This window comes from Pseudomonas sp. 91RF (genome assembly GCF_003576265.1).
Classification (GTDB): Bacteria; Pseudomonadota; Gammaproteobacteria; order Pseudomonadales; family Pseudomonadaceae; genus Aquipseudomonas; species Aquipseudomonas kribbensis.
This window is the reverse complement of sequence record NZ_QWFC01000007.1, coordinates 70864-90807: the sequence shown is the minus strand read 5'-3', so window position 1 is coordinate 90807 and position 19944 is coordinate 70864. Positions and strand designations below refer to the sequence as shown.

14 protein-coding genes are annotated in these 19944 nt (G+C 62.9%); 1 reads left to right on the top strand and 13 read right to left on the bottom strand.

Annotated features, from left to right (window positions below; translation table 11 throughout):
- A complete protein-coding gene (gene glgB, locus DXT77_RS00665; RefSeq protein ID WP_119426219.1) occupies window positions 1-2232 on the top strand; it encodes a 1,4-alpha-glucan branching protein GlgB in 2232 nt (743 codons plus the stop codon).
- A gap of 45 nt (window positions 2233-2277) precedes the next feature.
- On the opposite strand, the gene DXT77_RS00660 is transcribed toward glgB, so the two are convergent.
- From DXT77_RS00660 to glgA, 13 genes are all read right to left on the bottom strand, one after another.
- Window positions 2278-3348 carry an autotransporter outer membrane beta-barrel domain-containing protein gene (locus DXT77_RS00660; RefSeq protein ID WP_119426218.1) on the bottom strand — a complete coding sequence of 357 codons (1071 nt, stop codon included), beginning with the start codon at window positions 3346-3348 and terminating at the stop codon, window positions 2278-2280.
- Between the two features lie 431 nt (window positions 3349-3779).
- Entirely contained in the window at window positions 3780-4562 is a 783-nt protein-coding gene (locus DXT77_RS00655) for an endonuclease/exonuclease/phosphatase family protein (protein ID WP_114882679.1), read from the bottom strand.
- Window positions 4563-4649: 87 nt separating this feature from the next.
- Window positions 4650-5411, bottom strand: coding sequence for a PIG-L deacetylase family protein (locus DXT77_RS00650; protein WP_085708214.1), 762 nt, complete (start codon window positions 5409-5411; stop codon window positions 4650-4652).
- Between the two features lie 173 nt (window positions 5412-5584).
- Window positions 5585-6244 carry a glycosyltransferase family 2 protein gene (locus tag DXT77_RS00645; protein WP_119426217.1) on the bottom strand — a complete coding sequence of 220 codons (660 nt, stop codon included), beginning with the start codon at window positions 6242-6244 and terminating at the stop codon, window positions 5585-5587.
- Window positions 6241-6840, bottom strand: coding sequence for an SAM-dependent methyltransferase (locus DXT77_RS00640; protein WP_119426216.1), 600 nt, complete (start codon window positions 6838-6840; stop codon window positions 6241-6243). The genes DXT77_RS00645 and DXT77_RS00640 overlap by 4 nt, the downstream gene beginning before the upstream one ends.
- Complete coding sequence (locus DXT77_RS00635; protein WP_119426215.1) at window positions 6837-7595, bottom strand: PIG-L deacetylase family protein; 759 nt, start codon at window positions 7593-7595, stop codon at window positions 6837-6839. Before DXT77_RS00635 ends, DXT77_RS00640 begins: the two co-directional genes overlap by 4 nt.
- Entirely contained in the window at window positions 7592-8590 is a 999-nt protein-coding gene (locus tag DXT77_RS00630) for an acyl-CoA dehydrogenase family protein (RefSeq protein ID WP_119426214.1), read from the bottom strand. Before DXT77_RS00630 ends, DXT77_RS00635 begins: the two co-directional genes overlap by 4 nt.
- Window position 8591: 1 nt before the next feature.
- Window positions 8592-10751, bottom strand: a complete 2160-nt coding sequence (gene glgX / locus DXT77_RS00625) for a glycogen debranching protein GlgX (protein WP_119426213.1) — start codon at window positions 10749-10751, stop codon at window positions 8592-8594.
- A gap of 103 nt (window positions 10752-10854) precedes the next feature.
- Window positions 10855-11175 (bottom strand): DUF2934 domain-containing protein, encoded by a 321-nt coding sequence (locus DXT77_RS00620; protein WP_119426212.1) that lies wholly within the window; start codon window positions 11173-11175, stop codon window positions 10855-10857.
- 29 nt (window positions 11176-11204) lie between these two features.
- Window positions 11205-13979 (bottom strand): malto-oligosyltrehalose synthase, encoded by a 2775-nt coding sequence (locus DXT77_RS00615; RefSeq protein WP_119426211.1) that lies wholly within the window; start codon window positions 13977-13979, stop codon window positions 11205-11207.
- Entirely contained in the window at window positions 13976-16054 is a 2079-nt protein-coding gene (gene malQ / locus DXT77_RS00610; RefSeq protein WP_119426210.1) for a 4-alpha-glucanotransferase, read from the bottom strand. Before malQ ends, DXT77_RS00615 begins: the two co-directional genes overlap by 4 nt.
- Window positions 16051-17853, bottom strand: coding sequence for a malto-oligosyltrehalose trehalohydrolase (gene treZ, locus DXT77_RS00605; RefSeq protein WP_119426209.1), 1803 nt, complete (start codon window positions 17851-17853; stop codon window positions 16051-16053). Before treZ ends, malQ begins: the two co-directional genes overlap by 4 nt.
- Window positions 17854-17871: 18 nt before the next feature.
- Complete coding sequence (glgA, locus tag DXT77_RS00600) at window positions 17872-19458, bottom strand: glycogen synthase GlgA (protein WP_119426208.1); 1587 nt, start codon at window positions 19456-19458, stop codon at window positions 17872-17874.
- Window positions 19459-19944: the final 486 nt, after the last annotated feature.

Sequence of the window (19944 nt, the reverse complement as noted above, 5' to 3'; positions counted from 1 at the left end):
ATGAGTTTCTCGAACAAGGAACAGGGTCACGTTAAAGAGCGTTTGCTGCCCGGGGCCAGGGATATCGATGCCCTGGTGCGCGCAGAACATCAGGACCCGTTTTCCATTCTCGGGCCCCACGGCGATGGTGCCGGCGGGCAGTTCATCCGGGCGTATCTCCCCGGCGCATTGAGTGTCACGGTGCTGGACAAGGACAGCGGCGAAGAGCGCGGCCCGCTGGAGGCGACCGAGACGCCGGGGCTGTTTGTCGGCCATTTTGAGCATTCGCGGCCTTATCTGCTGCGTACGCGTTGGGCCGGTGGCGAACAGGTCGCGGAAGATCCCTACAGTTTTGGCCAGTTGCTCGGTGAAATGGATTTGTATCTGTTCGCCGAAGGCAATCACCGCGACCTCAGCAGCTGCCTCGGCGCGCAGTTGAAAACTGTGGATGGCGTCGACGGCGTGCGATTCGCCGTGTGGGCACCGAATGCCCGGCGGGTGTCGGTGGTCGGCGATTTCAACGTCTGGGACGGGCGCCGGCATCCGATGCGGCTGCGCCATCCGTCCGGGGTCTGGGAGCTGTTCATTCCGCGCCTGCAGGCGGGCGATCTGTACAAATACGAAATCCTCGGTGCCCACGGCATCCTGCCGCTCAAGGCCGACCCGATGGCCCTGGCCACCAGCCTGCCGCCGGACACCGCGTCGAAAGTCGCCGCGCCGTTGCAGGTCGACTGGCAGGATCAGGACTGGATGACCGGCCGCCGCGAGCGCCAGCAACACAATGCGCCGCTGTCGATCTACGAGCTGCATGCCGGATCCTGGCAATGCGAACTGGACGACCTGGGCGAAGTGGCCCGCCAGTACACCTGGCCGGAGCTGGCCGAGCGACTGATTCCCTACGTCAAGGAACTGGGCTTCACCCACATCGAACTGATGCCGATCATGGAGCACCCGTTCGGCGGCTCCTGGGGTTATCAGTTGCTGTCGCAATTCGCCCCGAGTGCGCGTTACGGCACGCCGGACGAGTTCGCGGCGTTCGTCAACGCCTGCCATCAGGCCGATATCGGGGTGATTCTCGACTGGGTGCCGGCGCATTTTCCGACCGATACCCATGGCTTGGCGCAATTCGACGGCACGGCGTTGTACGAATACGGCAACCCGCTGGAAGGCTTTCATCAGGACTGGGACACACTGATCTACAACCTCGGCCGCACTGAAGTGCACGGCTACATGCTGGCGTCGGCGCTGCACTGGCTGAAGCATTTCCATGTCGACGGGCTGCGGGTCGATGCGGTGGCGTCGATGCTCTATCGCGACTATTCACGCAAGGCCGGGGAGTGGGTGCCCAATCGCCATGGTGGACGGGAGAATCTGGAAGCCATCGACTTCCTTCGCCACCTCAACGATGTGGTGGCGCTGGAAGCGCCGGGCGCGCTGGTGATCGCCGAGGAATCCACGGCCTGGCCCGGCGTCAGTCAAAGCACCCAGCAGGGCGGCCTCGGCTTTGCCTATAAGTGGAACATGGGCTGGATGCACGATTCGCTGCATTACATCCAGCAGGATCCGGTTTACCGCGCACATCACCACAATGAGTTGAGTTTCGGCTTGGTGTACGCCTGGTCCGAGCGTTTCATTCTGCCGATCTCCCACGACGAGGTAGTGCACGGCAAGCATTCGCTGATCGACAAGATGCCCGGCGACCGCTGGCAGAAGTTCGCCAACCTGCGGGCCTATCTGAGCTTCATGTGGACCCATCCGGGCAAGAAGCTGCTGTTCATGGGTTGCGAGTTCGGGCAGTGGCGCGAGTGGAATCACGATCAGCAGCTGGACTGGTATCTGCTGCAGTATTCCGAGCACAAAGGTGTGCAGAAACTGGTTGGCGATCTGAATCGGTTGTACCGCGAAGAGCCGGCGCTGCACGAGCAGGACGATGCACCGCAAGGGTTCCAGTGGTTGATCGGTGACGATGCGATCAACAGCGTCTATGCGTGGCTGCGCTGGAGCAAGGAGGGGACGCCGGTGCTGGTGGTGGCCAACTTCACGCCGGTGCCGCGTCAGTCGTACCGGGTGGGCGTGCCGTTTGCCGGACGCTGGAAGGAGCTGCTCAACAGTGATGCCGACACCTATGCCGGTTCCAACTATGGCAACGGCGGCGGTGCGTTTACCGAAGACGTGGCCAGCCATGGTCAGGCCTTGTCGCTGGAGCTGAACCTGCCGCCGCTGGCGGTGTTGATCCTCAAGCCCGAGGGTTGATGATAAACCTGCGGGAGCAAACGGCTTGCTCCCGCAGGAGCGTGCTTACCAGCGCATCCGCACCCCGAGACTGCCGATTAACCCGTTCAGATCGTTGTCATCCACATCACTGCTGTAGTCGGCGCTGACGTACAGACTCACTGACGGCGTGACCTTCGCCACCAGACCCAGACCAAGTTCCACCGTCGAGGACTTGCGGCTGCTGCTGATCTTGTCCACTTGATCGAGCGTCACCGCGTTGCCGGTGTACACCGTGTGCCAGAGGTTGGTGCGCACGTAGGGTTCGACCGGCAGACCGCTCAGGTCGTAGCTGCCTTTCAGGCGGGCGCCGACCCGGCCGCTCCAGGACGAAATATCAGTCGATGAAGCGTTGCCCGAGCCCGCGTAAGGCGTGTCGAGGGTGATGCGCTGATTGATCAACTGCGCCTGTGGCTCGACTACCCAGTTTTCGCTCAGTCCGATCGGGAAACCGCCTTCCACCGAGAGGGTCATCGCGCTGCCTTCCGTGGCCAGGCGCGCACCCTGTTCATTGCGGCTGAAACCACTGACCCGGCCACCGCTGGCTGACAGGTCGACATGCCAGCCCTGGGCCCCGGTCAGGCTGTAATAGGCACCGAGGCTCTGGCCCTGCAGATTGAGGGTGTCGGTGGTCGGGTCGGCGAGGGCGCGGTTGACGATCAGGCCGCTGCCGTTGCCCTGGATCTGATTCAGGCCGCCGATCAGACCGATACGCTGGGTCTGGCCGCCACTGCCATGCAAGGTCAGCACCGCCGGCCCTTTAACTTCCCCCGAGCCGGGCACCGCAAACCCGGTGCCAAGGATGTCGGTCTGTGCCAGGCGAGAAGGCTGCCCGTAAAGCTGATCCCACTCCGAGGGGGCGAGATCCTCGGTGATCAGACGTGTGCCGCGCAGATCCGGGCGCGGGCTCAGGCGTTGCGAATCGGGCGTGATGACGGTCGCGGGCAGCGTCATGATCGGGACGTCCTGGCGATACCAGGGGGTAGTCTCATCCGCCACAGGACCCGCCTGCGCCTCCATGGATGAGCACAGCAAGATAGAACTTGAAACGGTGCAAAAGGTGATTTTGATCTCGTGTGGGGTGAGTGAAGTTTTCATGAAGGTCTACCTTGCTAGCGCATGCGGTATCTCGCCTTGGCGTCTCTCCTACCCCGAATGAGGGGCGACCGAATGGAGCGAGGCGAACCTGGGGCAGCCCGTTTTCACGAGTGTCCGAAGGCTCGCCCCGAGTAGTGGTTCCGGGGGTAGTAAGGTAGAGCTAAGAAGACCGCTGACATTGCGTCAAGAAAATGGACGATGAGCGGTATGGCTAAATCAAAGGTCGCAAGCGTTTGTTTTTCTGCACATATCTAAGTTGTTGTTTGCAGGGAGAAACACACCTTGAACCGCGAGACAGAGCGTTTGCTTAGTCTGCTATCGGCTTGCCAATTGATGCGATCGCCCCTGTTTCCTGCCAGTCCATGCAGGTCATTACTGTCAATATTGCTACTGTAATCGGCACTGGCGTAAACACTCACTGCTCGGTCGAGCTACAAATGCACCTCGACCGCCAACGGCAGATGGTCCGACAGATGCGTCCAGGGTTTGCTGCCAAGAATCTGCGGGTCATGACTGCTGGCATTGCGCAGGTAGACCCGGTCGAGCCGCAGCAGCGGAAAGCGCGCCGGGTAGGTCTTGGCCGGTCGCCCGTGATGGCGCTCGAACGCTTCGTGCAGGTAGTCGCGACGGGCGAGGGCGACATTGCCCTGCATCTGCCAGTCATTGAAGTCGCCGGCGATGATCACCGGTGCATCATCCGGCAGGGATTCGAGCAACTGGCAGAGCAGCTGCAACTGCAATTGCCGGTGGCTTTCCAGCAGGCTCAGGTGTACGCAGATCGCATGGACTTCGGCATGCCCCGGTACGTCCAGTACGCAATGCAGCAGGCCCCGTCGTTCGGGGCCGGTGATCGAAACGTCGAGGTTGCGGTATTCGCGGATCGGGTACTTCGACAGCAGCGCATTGCCGTGGTGGCCGTCGGGGTAGACGGCGTTGCGCCCGTAGGCGAAATCGCTCCACATGCTGTCGGCGAGAAATTCGTATTGCGAGGTTTGCGGCCACTCGTTGTAACGGTTCGAGTGCCGTTCGTGTTCACCCACCACTTCCTGAAGAAACACCAGATCGGCGCTGGTGCTGCGTACCGCTTCACGCAGCTCCGGGAGGATGAAACGCCGATTGAGTGCGGTGAAACCCTTGTGTGTATTGACCGTCAACACCCGCAGGCGATGAATGGCGGACACGTCGATGGCATGACGCTTGGGATCGCTGGACACGGTCGCTCCTATGAATCATGACTGCCTCTTCTTGCGACTGATCCGGGCGCGGGCAGTTCACATTGAGTGACTGCCCGCGCCCGCCTGTCAGTCAACGAAGACAATTTCATAAGGCAGACGCATGCGCTCCAGAATAGCCTTGGGCAGCAGCGGCGCAATGCCGATGGCCGGCTCGCCGTTCAACTGGCTGGCGTAGGCGTGTGTGGCGTGGCTCTTGCGTGCGACGGTCCAGGTGTCGAGGCGCAGCTTGCGGGCGCGGTGCCACGGGATCTGTGCCTGATCCCGCTCCGGCCAGTGCCAGGCCCAGACCGGCACATCGTGGTACGTGGCGCCGGCCTGTCGGGCGGCTTTGGCGCTGGCGCGGCCGACCACTTCATGATCGGCGCTGCCGTCCTCGCACCAGGTGCTGAACACCACGTCGCCGGGGCGCAGGTAGCGGGAAATGAATTCCGTCAGCTGGGTTTCCTGATCGAGCAGGGCATTGTCGGTGAAACCGCCGCGCACCCATTTCAGGCTGTGCATCGGCAGGCCCAGACGGCGCAGGGCCTCGACGCTTTCCTGGGGACGGAAAACGCTCAGGCGTTTTTCTGACCACTGACGCGAGCCGGGGTGACTGGCGCTGCCATCGGTGATCGAGAGCAATTGCAGGGGATGGCCGAGGGCCGACAACAGTTGCAGCAGGCCGCCGCAGGTCACCACTTCATCGCCGGGATGGGGCGCAATGACCACCGCACGGGCACCGGGCGGCACGAGACTGTGGGTGTTGATGACCGGAATGTTGTCGAGTTGCGCGGCGCTGTTCCATATTTGCGCCGGCAGGCCGCTTTCGTTGAGAGATAACGGTTTCATGGGCAGGACGTCCTTGTTGTGTCTGGCCTTCAGTCGCACACGACCACGCGTGATTGACCCCTGAAGACTGGTTGATTACCCGGCAGCGCTCCGAACCCTGGATTGCCGCGATGCAGAGTATTGCTCAAGAAGGACGGTTCGTCGCGTCGCAGATCAATCTGCTCCGCTTTTTTTTATTCAGTCTGTGCCAAGTGTCGCAGATAGTCGCCAAAACCACCGCGCGCGCGACTGTCCAGGCGTGCGCTGGTAATGACCTGCGGGCGATGGCTCCAGGCGATGCTGGCCCCGCAACGCTCCAGTTGCCGGACCAGTTGCACATCCTCATCACAGGACAACGGCTCGAAACCGCCAGCGCGGACGTAGGCCTGCGCACTGACACCCAGATTGGCGCCATGGATGTGCCGGTGTCCCTCGCAGGCCTGGTAATCACGGTGATAGCGAATCTGCGCCGCTTCATCGAACGATTCATGCCAGCGTTCGACCGTCACCGTGCCGCACACGGCATCCATGCCCAGCCCCAGTTGTGCCACCAGCCAGTCTTCGGCGACCCGGCTGTCGGCGTCCGAGCAGGAAATCCAGCGCGCACCGCGTTCAAGCAGTTGTTGTGCGCCAATGGCGCGAGCCTGCCCGACATTGCGCGCGTCGATGCTCAGCGCCAGCACCGGGTACTGGCTGACGATGTGCGCCGAACGATCGGTGCAACTGTCGAGCACCACCAGGATTTCCACCGCTTCACCCGCCAGCAAAGGATGGTCACCCGCGCGCAGGGCGGCGCAGAGGCAGTCGTCGAGCCACTCTTCTTCGTTGTGTGCAGGAATCAGGATGCCAATCATCGCAACCCCTCCAGTGCGGCCACCGAGCGGGGCTCGCGACTCCAGACTTCGAGCAGGAAATCCGCTTCCTGATGCAGAACCAGTCGCGGCAGGTGCAACTGTTCGTGAATCAGATCGTGAACCTGACGGGCATTGAGCGGGCAACCTTCGATAGGCGGCCGCCAGTGGCAGGCGAGCAATTGCCCGTCTGCCGTCAGTGAATCGCTGATGCGGCGGATGACCTCTGTCAGATCCTGTCGATGGAGGTAGTAGCCGATTTCGCTGAAGACAATCAGGTCGAACTTTTCCTCAGGCCAGTCGCCCGGCAATCGACTGTGACGCACCTCGGCGTGGTCGAACAGGCTCAGTCGGGTACGCGCCAGATTGACCGCAGCGGTAGATGTGTCGCAGCACACCAATCGATCGCAGCGCTCGGCCAGTGCCGCACTCAGTTCACCGTTGGCGCATCCCGGTTCAAAGATTGCCCGGTAGTGCGGGCGGGGCAGGGCCGCCAGGGTCACGAGGCGTTTGCGCTGCTCGTACCAGCGCTGGCGGAATCCCCAGGGGTCGTTATTGCCCGCGAACAGGCCTTCGAAGTAGCGATTCTCGACGCTCACAGGAAGACCACCTCGAACGGTTGCAGCAGTCGATCGATGACATAGGGCGCGAGCACCGGTGGCAGGCCCGCGTCGGGATCGCACTCCAGTTGACTGGCAAACGCATGCACCGCATGACGCTTGCGCGCGACCTGCGCCGGGCTGAGCAGGATTTTGCGTGCCCGTTCCCAGGGCACGATGGCGTCTTCCGGGGTTGCCCAGTGCCAGGTCCAGACCGGCAGTTCGTGGCAAATCGCACCGACGCGCCGGGCCGCTTCGATGCTGGCGCGGCCGACGGCTTCATGGTCGCTGTGGCCGTCCTCGCGCCAGGTGGTGAAGATCACGTCGTCGGGTTGCAGGTAGTGAATCAGGTATTCGCACAGCATCGACTCGCGCGCGGCGACTTGCGTGTCGGGGAAGCCACCACGCAACCATTGCAACTGGTGCATGGGTAGGCCGAGGCGGCGCAGGGCTTCTGCGGATTCCTGCGGTCGCACCACACTCAGGCGCTCCACCGGCCAGCGATCCGAGCCGGGATGACTGGCGCTGCCATCCGTGACCGAAATCAGTTGAATTGTGCGCCCCGCCGCAGCGAGCAACTGCAGCAGTCCGCCGCATCCCAGGATCTCGTCGTCCGGGTGCGGGGCAATCACCACCGCCCTCGATCCCGGCGGCACCAGGTCGAGGATGTCGATGCTGTCCACCGCCGCCAGATGCCGTGAGCCCTGCCATTCATGCAGGGAGGTTCCCTCGCCGACGATCGGGTTGCGTTTCATAATGCCCAGCCCCCGCGTGGTTGTTGCGCAATCAATTGGCCAAGTGCCGCCAGATCCCGTTCGGCGTGGCTCTGGCGCAGGTAAACCGGCAGGTCGGCCGCCAGTCGGGCAAAGTGCGGATCCTTGCAGAACGGCCCGGCCCCGAGTGCTCGTCCGGTCTCGCGGATGACCTGTTCGGCGGCATCTTCGACGACTGCGCGAACGCGGCGGGCCAGCAGTTCGGCGTTGGCGTGGGGATTGCTGTCGATGTCCAGAGCGCTGACACGCAGCACTTGAGATGCAGCGTGCAAGGCGCTGTCGACGACGCCGAGACTGGCCAGCGCGTGTGGCTCTTCTCGTCGCGCACATTGCTGGCGCAAGCGTTCGCCGATCTCTTTCGCGGCGCCGTACCAGCACGCGGCGATCCCGATCCCGCCGTGCCAGAAACCCGGACGTTGCAGGTAATCGCCGGGGTCGCCGATCGCCTGGGCCTCCACATCATCGAACAGCACCTCGACGCTGCCGGTGGTGGCCATGCCGACGGCTTGCCAGCCCTGATCGGTCACGCGTACACCCGGTTGATCGAGCGCCACGGCCACCAGTTGCTGCCGATCCTCCTCATCCCACGCCGTGAGCAGGGCATGACTGAGCACCGCCGCCCCGGAACACCAGGCCTTGCGCCCGTTCAACCGCACCAGTTGCCCCGAACGGCTGACACGGACCCGCGCCTGTGGTGGTTCGGCCGCCCACATGCCCCACGTACTGTCGGGTGTCGGTGTGCCGCCGAGCTGCTCGATGATCGCCAAGGCATCGGTATGACCTTCGTAGAGTTTGCACAAACCCAGATCATGGCCGCCGACTTCGGACAGTCGTTGCCAGCGCTCCAGCGTGCGACCGCTGCCGGGCAACGGCAGTCGGTCCAGTCCGGCCTCGACCATTTCCCGCAGGCACCGCCCCAGCGCTGCGCTATCCCGGTAGTCCGGCGTGTGACGCGAGAAATAGCCCGAAAGATCCATCTCAGTCTTCCTCGTCGCGTTGCAGTTCGAACAACAGCAGCGAGCGTCCGGTGACCGAGTATTGATGGCCGAAATCGAAGCGTTCCTGACCCCGGATCGACGGTTGATTGGTGTCGACCATGCAGGTCCAGAAACTGCCTTCAGGCACTTCCGGCAAGGTGAAGTTGACGATGTCGTGGTGGGCGTTGACCACCAGCAGCAATGTGGCGTCAGCGCCCTTGCGGCGGATGCCGGTTTCCTGTGCACGGCCATCGAGCAGCATGCCCAGGCAACGGTTGTGTGCATCGTGCCAGTGCTCGGTGGTCATCTCTGTGGCGTCCGGTGCCAGCCAGGTCACGTCCTTGACCCCGATGTCTTCGTTGTACTCGCCCACCAGAAAACGCCCGCGTCGCAGGATCGGGTAGGTCAGCCGCAACTTGATCAGGCGTTTGACGAATTTCAGCAGCGCCTTGCCGTCCTCGCTCAGGTCCCAGTTGACCCAACCGATCTCGCTGTCCTGGCAGTAGGCGTTGTTGTTGCCGTCCTGGGTGCGGGCGAATTCGTCGCCGGCAACGATCATCGGCGTGCCTTGGGCCAGCAACAGGGTGGCGAAGAAATTGCGCATCTGCCGGTGACGCAGCGCGTTGATTTCCGGATCGTCGGTGGGCCCTTCGACGCCGTGGTTCCAGGACAGGTTGTTGTTGCTGCCGTCCTGATTGTTTTCGTCGTTGGCCTCGTTGTGCTTGTCGTTGTAGGACACCAGATCGTTGAGGGTGAAACCGTCGTGGGCGGTGACGAAGTTCACCGATGAATAAGGGCGTCGACCACGCTGATTGAACATCTCGCCGGAAGCGGTCATGCGGCTGGCGAAATCGGCGAGCTGACCGTCATCGCCTTTCCAGAAGGCGCGCACGGTATCGCGAAACTTGTCGTTCCACTCGACCCAGCCCGGCGGGAAGTTGCCGACCTGATAGCCGCCGGGGCCGCAGTCCCAGGGTTCGGCGATCAGCTTCACCTGACGCAGCACCGGGTCCTGACGGCAGGCGACGAGGAAACTGTGGCGTTCGTCGAAACCGTCGTGATAGCGCCCGAGGATGGTCGCCAGATCGAAGCGGAAACCGTCGACGTGCATTTCGCTGGCCCAGTAGCGCAACGAGTCGGTGACCATCTGCAGCACGCACGGGTGACTCAGGTCCAGGGTGTTGCCGGTGCCGGAGTCGTTGATATAGAAGCGCTTGTCGTCCGGCATCAACCGGTAGTACGAGGCGTTGTCGATCCCGCGCATCGACAGGGTCGGGCCCTGTTCGTTGCCCTCGGCGGTGTGGTTGTAGACCACATCGAGGATCACTTCGAGATTGGCTTCGTGCAGGTGCGCGACCATCTCCTTGAACTCGGCGATCTTGCCGCTGGCCAGGTAACGCGGGTCCGGGGCGAAGAAGGCGATGCTGTTGTAGCCCCAGTAATTGGTCATGCCCTTGTGCAGCAGGTGCTGGTCATTGACGAAAGCGTGAATGGGCAGCAGCTCAACGGTCGACACGCCAAGCTTGCGGATGTGTTCCAGCACATCGTCGACCATCAGCCCGGCAAACGTGCCGCGTACGTTATCCGGCACGGCGGGGTGGCGCATGCTGATGCCGCGTACATGGGTCTCGTAAATGATGGTCTTGTCCCACGGCACGCTGACGCGGTGGTCGTTGCCCCAGGTATGCGCCGGGTCGATGACCTTGCATTTGGGCACGAACGGCGCGCTGTCGCGCTCGTCGAAACTGAGGTCGGCGTCGGGGTGGCCGATGGTGTAGCCGAACAGTGCTTCGGACCATTTCAACTGGCCGACCAGTTGCTTGGCGTAAGGGTCGATCAGCAACTTGTTGTGGTTGAAGCGGTGGCCGTTCGCCGGATCGTAGGGACCGTAGACGCGGTAGCCATAGATCAGCCCCGGATGGGCATCGGGTAAATAGCCGTGGAAAATCTCGTCGGTGTATTCCGGCAGTTCGATGCGTTCGAGTTCGACTTCGCCGGCATCGTCGAAGATGCACAGTTCGACGCGGGTGGCGTTGGCGGAAAACAGCGCAAAGTTCACCCCCAGCCCATCCCAGGTGGCGCCGAGCGGGAAGGGCAGACCCTCGCGGATTCGCGTGGGTTCGGCATGTGCGGCGGGCTCGGCTTTCTTTGGATGAGTCATGATTGCTCCTGCAAATCGGGGTGGGCATTTTTAAAGGGCGAGTGAACCCACTGTGGCGAGCGAACCCGCCACACGGTCATTCAGTTCTATGGTTGGAAAAGCCTCAGATGGCCGGGGGCTTGCGCGGCGCGCGGGGCTTTTTCTCGGCGGCTTTTTCGCCCGGGGGAATCACTTTGGCGGCGCTGGCTGGCTTGGCTTTTGCCGTCGTGGCTTTGGGCTTGGCCGCTGTTGTCTTGGGGGCAGAGGCCTTGGTGCTCGCCGTTTTGGCGGCGGCAGCCTTCGGCGATTTCTTTGGAGCCAGTGCCTCGGCCTCGGCCAGTTTGCGTGCCATCTCCCAGTGGCGGGCTTCATGACCTTCGGGCTTACCTTCCGATTCCCAGATCTGATAGGCGAATTCGCGGATGCGTTTATCGTCGGTACTCATCGCAATGCTCCTGAACTGAACTCATGCTTCTAGAAGTGTTGGATAAACAGATTGACCGGGAAGTCCCCCAGCGCAGCGCTGACCTCCAGCTCCCTGTTTTTTGTGACTGCGGTGCTTGAAAAAAGTCCCTTCAGATTTTCGTCGGAGGCGGCGAACGGTAATTCCACCCGCGTATCGCCCCAACGCAGCGCATCGACCTGCGGGACGGCACCGTTTTCCAGCAGGGTCGCGCAACGGATCGGCACGATGACGATGGCCCGTTTCCCCTCGTGCTCGCGGGCAAACGCAAGCACGTTGTGCGCCTGGCTGCCCAGCACCTCCAGGGCCTGGTACGAGCCTCGGCGAAACAGCTCGGTGTGCTCGGCGCGCAGGTTCAGTACTTGCGCGATCAATGCTTGTTTGATGCGCCCGTCGCGCCAGTTCGACAGCAGTTCCGCTACGGGCGCGGGTTTCACGGATTGCTCTCGCAAGTCGTAGTCCACCGGCCGGCGGTTGTCCGGATCCACCAGGCTGAAATCCCAGTACTCGTTGCCCTGATACAGATCCGGCACCCCCGGCACGGTCATGTGCAGCAAGGTTTGCGCCAGACTGTTGAGGGCGCCGGCAGCAGCGATGCTGTTGACGCTCTTGGCCAGTGCCCCGCGCAGCAGCTCACCTTCGGGCGCCAGCAACAGTTGCTCGGTGAATGACTGGGCGGCGTTTTCGTAGGCTTCGTTCGGCGCACTCCAACTGCTTTGCAGCTTGGCTTCGCGCAGGGCTTTCTGCTGCCATTGCCAGATGCGTCTGGCGTAGTCGGTGAATCCGGCCTGATCGTCGTTGTGCAGCTCCAGCGGCCAACTGCCGAGCAGTGCCTGATACAGGATCAATTCGTCAGCGGGCGACGGCATCTGGTCGTCATTACGCAATGGCCGGGCGAGGGCACGCCACAGCTCGACCTGTTCGGCGTACCAGTGGCTGCGCTCGCTGAGCACGGCCAGCCGTGCACGGGTGTCTTCGCCGCGTTTGTGGTCGTGTGTGGCGGTGGCCAGCAGGTTGTCGGGGAATGTCGTCAGACGTTGCTGGTTGGTCGCATGAAAGTCGCTTACCGGGGCGCTGAACTGTTCGGTGTTGTAGCCCACGTCATTGCGCGACAGCAGCACCGCCGAGCGATACAGAGCGGTGTCCTCCACGGCTTTGGCGGCGGCGGGCGAGGTCAGTTGCTGAAAGCGTACGCAGGCGTGGCGCAGGATCTTGCGCGAACGCCCACGGGGCTTGCGCCGCCATGGCTGGCCGCCGAGCCAGCCGGCGACGGACTCAAGCACCGGCCAGTCGCTTTCGCTCAGTGTCTGCCGCGCACCTTCCATGGCCTGCTGGAAAAACACCTCGTCCTGCGCCGAGCGGCCCATCGCGCTGATGTAGGTGCGATACACCGGGAAGTGCACGATCAGCGCCTGCAGCACCCGGCGGATCGAGCCGAGCGTGAGGTCGCGAGTCATCAGGTCGTCCCGCGCCACTTGCAGCAGCGCCTGGGCAACGCTTTCGCAATCGCTGGCCAGCGAACCATTGAGAATCTGTTGACGCGCCAGCCGTGCCTCCTCGATAAACGCGGCGGGGCGCTCGGTACGGCGTTGCCACAGGTCGCCGAGCACATGCTCGCCGGCCGGGTCGTGTTGCAGCAGCGACAGCTGATTCATGAACTCGTAACCGGTGCTGCCATCCACCGCCCAGTCGGTGCGCAGGGTTTCGCCGTCGCCGAGAATCTTCTCGACGTAGATCGGCAAATGTCGCCCAGGTGCGAGAAAGTCGAGGCGTCGCCGCAGCTTGCGGCAGTAACCCCGTGGGTCGGCGAGGCCGTCGATGTGGTCGATGCGCAAACCGTCGATCAGGCCTTCTTCGATCAACTGGAAGATCTTGCCGTGGGTCGCCTCGAACACGGCGGGTCGCTCGACCCGCAGGCCGCCGAGTTCGTTGATGTCGAAGAAGCGCCGCCAGTTAATGTCATCCGCTGCGGTGCGCCAACTGGCCAGACGATAGCTTTGCCGCTCCAGCAGTTGATGCAGGCGCTGGAAACCGTCTTCGGTCTTCGAGTCGTAATGCGTCAGGTTGTGCTGAATGGCTTGCAGGATGTGCGGGTCGCTTGCCAGTTGCTGGAGTTCTTCCTTGAGCGGGACGGCCAGCGAGCGGGCATCGGTCTGGTAGCTGAGGCTGCTGAAGCGATCGGCCAGCGACTTCAGCGCTTCGTTCGCCGGCTCGTCGGTTTTTAGCAGTTCGCCGTAATCCCCGGGGCAGATCGGGAAGTGATGCTCGTAATGCTCGACATGGAAGGTGCCGGACTCGGCGTTGAACACCAGCGGCAGCGTGCCGTCCTGCAATGCAATGCCGTAATCGCTGCCAAGAAAGGGCAGCAACAGCTGGCCTTCCATCAACGGATCAGGCGAGTGCCATTGAATGTCGAAGAACTCGCCATAGGGACTGAGCCGGCCCCATTCCAGCAGGTCGAGCCACCACGGATTATCACCGCCGCCCACCGCCATGTGATTGGAGACGATGTCGAGGATCAGTCCCATGCCGTGCTCACGCAGAGCCGCGACCAGCCGGCGCAATGCCGGTTCGCCGCCAAGTTCCGGGTTGACCCGGGTCGGGTCGACCACGTCGTAGCCGTGCATGGAGCCTGCACGGGCCGCGAGCAGCGGTGAGGCGTAAACATGGCTGATGCCGAGCCGGGAAAAGTACGCCACCAGCGGCACGGCCTCATCGAGGGTGAAGCCCTTGTGAAACTGCAGACGCACCGTGGCGCGCAAGGTCAGGTTTTGCACTGTACTCATTGGTCACGCTCGGCGGCCTGAAGGCGGGCGCAGGCGAGCAGTTCCAGACGCCGCGCGGCATCGACGCCATCCAGCAAGGTGTCACTGGTGCCCGGCAGGCGCCGCGACCAGTTCGGATGAGTGTCGATGGTGCCGGGCAGGTTGGCCTGTTCGTCCAGGCCCAGCGCGTCCTCCAGCGGCAGCAGCACCAGCGGTGCGCGGGTATGGCCAAGGAAGCGGACACTGGCGTCGACCACCTGATCGGCTTCGTGGGACTCCTCGCGAAAGTTCTGCGGATCCTGGCTCAGGGCATTGCGTAACCCGTCGCGCTCGCGCTCGCGATAGCGGCGCCAGTCGATTTCGCCGTTGGCGTCGATCAGCCCGAGTCGTGCATTCCAGTCGATGTCCCGGCCATGCCACCAGCCGTTGAGCGTCGGCAGATCGTGGGTGCTGGTGGTGGCCAAAGCGTTGTCCGGCCAGTCGAGGATCGGTTTGAACCAGGTGTTGTCCTGTTCGAACAACAGCACGCGCATCCCGAGCATGGCGCGGGCGATCAGTTTTTCCCGCAGCCCGTCGGGCACGGTGCCGAGGTCTTCGCCCAGCACGATCGCTTGATGGCGGTGGGATTCGAGGGTCAGCAGACGCAGCAGGTCGTCCACCGGGTAATACAAGTACGCGCCGTCCGCCGGGGCTGCGCCGTTGGGAATCACCCACAGCCGTTGCAGGCCCATGACATGGTCGATACGCAGCCCGCCGGCGTGGGCGAAGTTGGCGCGCAGCATGTCGATGAACGCCCGAAAACCATTGCGCACCAGACCCTCCGGGGAGAACGCCGAGATGCCCCAGCCCTGGCCGGAGCGGTTGAGAATGTCCGGTGGCGCACCGACCGTCAGTGACGCCAGCAATTCGTCCTGAAAACTCCAGGCCTGGCTACCGGCACCGTCGGCACCCACCGCGAGGTCGGCGATCAGACCGATGCCCATGCCGGCGCTGCGGGCGGCGTTTTGCGCGCGTTCCAGGCAGCGGTGAATCAACCACTGGCAAAACGCGAAGTAGCCGATGCGTTCGGCGTATTCCTCGGCAAATGCACTGAGTGCCGCGCCGCGCGGGTCGTGCCAGTGTTCGGGCCATTCGCGCCAGTCGAGGTTCTCGCCACGGGCTGCGCGCATTTCCTGGATCGCTTCGAAGCGGCAGTGGTTTTCCAGCGCTTCGCCACCCGCGTCGCGGTAACTGGAGAAATCCGCCTGCAGCGGATGCTCGCCACGGATGAAACCTTCGTACAGCGCTTGCAGGAGTTTTTGCTTGGCGTCGGCGGCGCTGGGCCAGTCGATCAGTTTCAGGTTCTCCAGTTGCTCGAACTGATCGTTGAGGCCGGCCGCGTCGATGGCATCGCGCAGGGCGCGCTCGCCGAGAATGGTCCCCGGCGAGGCATACAAGGAATTGAGGAACAGGCGGCTGGACGGTGAATAAGGGCTGTAGCGCCCGGTGTCGGCGCTGAACATTGCGTGCAGCGGGCTGATTGCCAGTGCGTCGGCCCCGCGTTCGCCGGCGCTGCGGGCCAGTTCTTCCAGAGCCTGGGTGTCGCCGAAACCGCCGTCGCCGGGGCGGCGCAGGCTGTAAAGCTGCACGCTCAGACCCCAGGCGCGGGGGATCGGGTTGTCCACGGCATCGCCCACGCTGTAGCAACGCTCGGGGGCCACGGCGAGGGTGAAATGTTGATCGGCGATGTGGATTTGCTGATATCCGACTGGAATTTCACCGGGCAGCACCGCATCGGCATCGAGTTTGAGCGACAGTCGCGTGCCGTCCTCCAAATGAATCTCACAGGGGCTTCCGGGTTCGAAGTAACGCGCCAGATCGAGGCCCACGCCGACATCGGCGGTCAGCAGCGGCGGCAATTGGCGGTCCTGTTGCACTTGTTGCAGTTCCAGCAGGCTGGCGTCGATTTCCTGGGCCGAGCCGGCCGGGTGACCGAGCCCGGTGAGGACATTGCGCAGCACTGCCGGGGCGACTTTTTGCTGACGGCCATTGGCGTCGATCCAGTCGACCGCAAGGCCGGCTCGGCTGGCGAGAATTTCCAGTTGCGCATCGCTCATAGGCGCTCTCCATCCAGGGGTGGCAAAGGGGTTGCGGCCGTGAGGCTGACGAGCGCGCAATACGCGGGCAGTTGCCCTTCATCTGTCAGGTCGGCAGCGGGCGGCTGGCGCAGCAGCCACACCGATTCGGCCTGTGGTGGGTTGACCACCGGGCTGTCGCCGAGGTTCAGGTCGATTCGCAGCTCGCTGCCATTGCCCAGACGCCAGCGCGCGCTGACGGCGCCAGGCCCCAGCACTTGAGCGCCGAGCGCCTGGGTTCCGGGCAAGTGCGGAATGATGTGTTGATGGCGCAGTTGCAACAGGTGCCGATACAGCGCCAGGGTGGCCTGCTGCTTCGGTGTGCCGCTACCGATCAGCCGCGGTTGCGAGGCGTGGAACGTCTGTTCGGCGTTGGGATCGGGAATCTGCTCGCGGCGCTGTGGATCGGCAAACGCACTGAACGCGGCGAACTCGTTGCGCCGGCCTTCGCGCACCAATTTGGCGAGTTCGCCGTGGTGGCTGGTGAAAAACAGAAAGGGTTGCTCGGCGGCGTATTCGTCGCCCATGAACATCAACGGAATCATCGGTGACAACAGCAACAACACGGTGGCGGCCTGCAGGGCGCGAGGATCGGCCAGTTGATGCAGGCGTTCGCCGAAGGCGCGGTTGCCGATCTGGTCGTGGTTCTGCAGGAACAGCACAAACGCGGTGGACGGCAGATGTTCGCTCGGCTCGCCACGGGGCGTGCCGTGGCGGGTCAGTTGGCCCTGAAACACAAAACCCTGGCTCAGGCAGCGGGCCAGTTGTTCGGTGGGATGTTCGGCGTAGTCGGCGTAATAGGCATCGGTTTCACCGGTCAGCAGAACGTGCAGGGCATTGTGGCCGTCGTCGTTCCACTGGGCATCGTAGGCGTCTTCCAGCAGGCTGGCCTGATTGTGCTCGTTCTCCACGGTCAGCCAGACATGCCTCGCCGGGTCGATCTGCTGCCGGATGCGTTGCGCCAGTTCTTGCAGGAAATCCGGGTCTTCGATGGCATGCACCGCGTCCAGGCGCAGGCCGTCGAAACGGTATTCCAGCAGCCACATCAGCGCATTTTCGACGAAGAAGTCCCGCACTTCGCGGCGACGGAAATCAATGGCCGCGCCCCAGGGCGTGTGTTTGTCCTCGCGAAAAAAGCCCTTGGCGTAGCGATGCAGGTAATTGCCGTCCGGGCCGAAGTGGTTGTAGACCACGTCGAGAATCACCGCCAGGCCATAATCGTGAGCACTGTCGATCAGGTGTTTGAGCTGTTCCGGCGTGCCATAGGAAGCTTGCGGCGCGAAGTGCAGCACGCCGTCGTAACCCCAGTTGCGAGCGCCGGGAAACTGCGCGATCGGCATCAGCTCGATGGCGGTGATGCCCAGCCCGGCCAGTCGTGCCAGATGTTGTTCGACTTCGGCAAAACCGCCGAGGGCGCCGACGTGCAGTTCGTAGATCACCGCTTCGTTCCATGGCCGGCCTTGCCATGTACTGTGTCGCCAGTGATAAGCGTGCGGATCGACCACCACGCTGTGACGGTCGAGGTCGCTGTCCTGCGCCCTGGAGGCCGGGTCGGGCACCTCCAGTTCGCCGTCGATGTTATAGCGGTAGCGACGGCCGGCGGGGCAGTGGCTTTTGATTACGAACCAGCCATCGCCCTGCGGCAGCATCGGCAGGGACTGGCCGTTGTCCAGCTCGACGCTGACGTAAAACGCATCCGGCGCCCACAACGCGAATTGCGTGTGGTCGGCATCCAGCATGATCGCGCCGTGGGGCCAGGTTTCAGGGGACCGTGACGGCATCGTTGAAAACCTCCCTGGTTATTTGTGGTGCGTTTTACCCAGCGCCTTGGCCACCAGTTGTTCGTAGAGTTCGGCGTAGGGTTCGACGGCCTGGCACCAGTTGAACGGCGCGGCCATCGCCCGGCAACGCATGGCGTGCAGCAGATCCGGAAAGGCAAACACCTTGAACGCGCGGCTCAGGGCTTCGCGGTAGCTGTCGGCCGTGGACTCGTTGAACAGGAACCCGGTAACGCCGTTTTCGATGGTGTCGGCCAGCCCGCCGGTGTTGCGCGCCACCGGCAGCGAGCCGAAACGCTGGGCGTACATCTGGCTCAAGCCGCAAGGTTCGTAACGCGACGGCATCAGCAGGAAATCGCTGCCGGCGAACATCCGTCGGGCGTCGGTTTCATTGAAGCCGATGCGCACACCGATCTGGCCGGGGAAACGCAGGGCCAGGTCGCGCATGGCCTGTTCTTCTTCCGGTTCGCCGCGACCGATGATCGCGATCTGGCCACCGTTCTGCACGATGTACTCGGAGACCGCTTCGGTCAGGTCCAGGCCTTTTTGATAGACCAGCCGTGACACCACGGCAAACAGCGGACCTTCGGAGTCTTTCAGGCCAAACAGCTCGCGCACATGGGCGGCGTTGATCGCTTTGCCTTCCCAGTCACCGATGGCAAACGGCGCGAACAGGTGTGGATCGGTGGCGGCGTCCCAGCTCTCGTCGATGCCGTTGGGGATGCCGCTGAGCAAGCCTTGCTGGGTCTTGGCGGCGAGAAAACCGTCGAGACCGCAGCCGAAATCAGGGGTGGTGATTTCCTGCGCGTAGGTGGCGCTGACCGTGGTGATGTGGCTCGAATAGGCCATGCCGGCCTTGAGGAACGACATCTTGCCGTAGAACTCCATGCCTTCCTGTTGCAGGGCATGGGCGGGAATCCCGAGTTCCGGGCACGAACCGAGGCTGGTCACGCCTTGATAGGCGAGGTTGTGAATGGTGAACAGGGTTGGCGTGCGCTGCCCGCGCCAGTGCATGTAGGCAGGCGCCAGCCCGGCCGGCCAGTCGTGGGCGTGCACCAGATCCGGGCACCAGTGGATTTGTGCGAGGTTGGCGGCGATATCGGCGGCGGCAAGGCCCAGGCGGGCGAAACGGATGTGGTTGTCCGGCCAGTCGCGACCGTTGTTGGCACCGTAGGGGCCACCGTCGCGGGCGTAGAGTTCAGGGCAGATCAACACATAAATGACCAGACCGTCAGGCATGTCCATGCGCCCGATCTTGCAGGGCGGCAGTGCGGCATGGCCGCCCAGTTCACCGATGATATGGATCGGATTCTCGCTGTTCATCACTTGCGGGTAACCGGGGATCAGTACCCGGACATCATGCAGATGCGCCATGGCGCGGGGCAGGGCGGCAGAAACGTCACCAAGACCGCCGGTCTTCACCAGATCGGCGATTTCCGAGGTCACGAACAACACTTTCTTCTTGTTGGGATTCTGACTGGCTACCGGTGCCAGGGTTTTTGTACCCGGGACGTTGATCGACCGGCTGCCGGGAACGCTCGCGGTGCTCGAATCGCCGACCGGCTGGTGAGCGCGCTCTCCCTGAATATCCAATGCCGCACTGATCATATGAATCTCCCGTTTTGTTGATCTGATTCTTGTCTTGAACAAGCGATGTCCATGGCCAAATCCTGTGGCCGGGCGCAAACGCGCCACGCATCGGTGAGCAAACGCTACCCAACACGCGCAAGCAGAATGGGTGAAGAGGCCGTTGCAAGGAATGAACCAGTCGCTTTGGCCCTGTCTTTCAGATGACCCGGCGCGATCAGCAAAAGTTTCGAATAATTTTCCGCTTTGTGACCGGTCGGTTTCGCCGCGCGAAAATCAGTCTAGGCCAGATCCTAGAGCGGGCCAGGGCGATCGGACGAATTGTTCGACAATGTGTTTCAGGGCCACGGAAACCGCGGATTTGAGCGGGGCATCGCACCGACGAAGTGCATGTTTGAAGGGGCGGATGGTGCAAAACGGTGACCGGACGGTCACGTTTTCGGGCGCAAGGAACGTGCGGATGCACTGTTGCGGTGCGGACAGTTATGTTGGCAGGCGGTCAGCGGG

Coding starts and splice junctions, on each gene's coding strand:
- glgX (WP_119426213.1), bottom strand. CDS start 10,751: ATGACTCATCCAAAGAAAGCCGAGCCCGCCGCACATGCCGAACCCACG.
- DXT77_RS00630 (WP_119426214.1), bottom strand. CDS start 8,590: ATGGATCTTTCGGGCTATTTCTCGCGTCACACGCCGGACTACCGGGAT.
- glgA (WP_119426208.1), bottom strand. CDS start 19,458: ATGATCAGTGCGGCATTGGATATTCAGGGAGAGCGCGCTCACCAGCCG.
- DXT77_RS00615 (WP_119426211.1), bottom strand. CDS start 13,979: ATGAGTACAGTGCAAAACCTGACCTTGCGCGCCACGGTGCGTCTGCAG.
- malQ (WP_119426210.1), bottom strand. CDS start 16,054: ATGAGCGATGCGCAACTGGAAATTCTCGCCAGCCGAGCCGGCCTTGCG.
- DXT77_RS00660 (WP_119426218.1), bottom strand. CDS start 3,348: ATGAAAACTTCACTCACCCCACACGAGATCAAAATCACCTTTTGCACC.
- DXT77_RS00650 (WP_085708214.1), bottom strand. CDS start 5,411: ATGAAACCGTTATCTCTCAACGAAAGCGGCCTGCCGGCGCAAATATGG.
- treZ (WP_119426209.1), bottom strand. CDS start 17,853: ATGCCGTCACGGTCCCCTGAAACCTGGCCCCACGGCGCGATCATGCTG.
- DXT77_RS00635 (WP_119426215.1), bottom strand. CDS start 7,595: ATGAAACGCAACCCGATCGTCGGCGAGGGAACCTCCCTGCATGAATGG.
- DXT77_RS00620 (WP_119426212.1), bottom strand. CDS start 11,175: ATGAGTACCGACGATAAACGCATCCGCGAATTCGCCTATCAGATCTGG.
- glgB (WP_119426219.1), top strand. CDS start 1: ATGAGTTTCTCGAACAAGGAACAGGGTCACGTTAAAGAGCGTTTGCTG.
- DXT77_RS00645 (WP_119426217.1), bottom strand. CDS start 6,244: ATGATTGGCATCCTGATTCCTGCACACAACGAAGAAGAGTGGCTCGAC.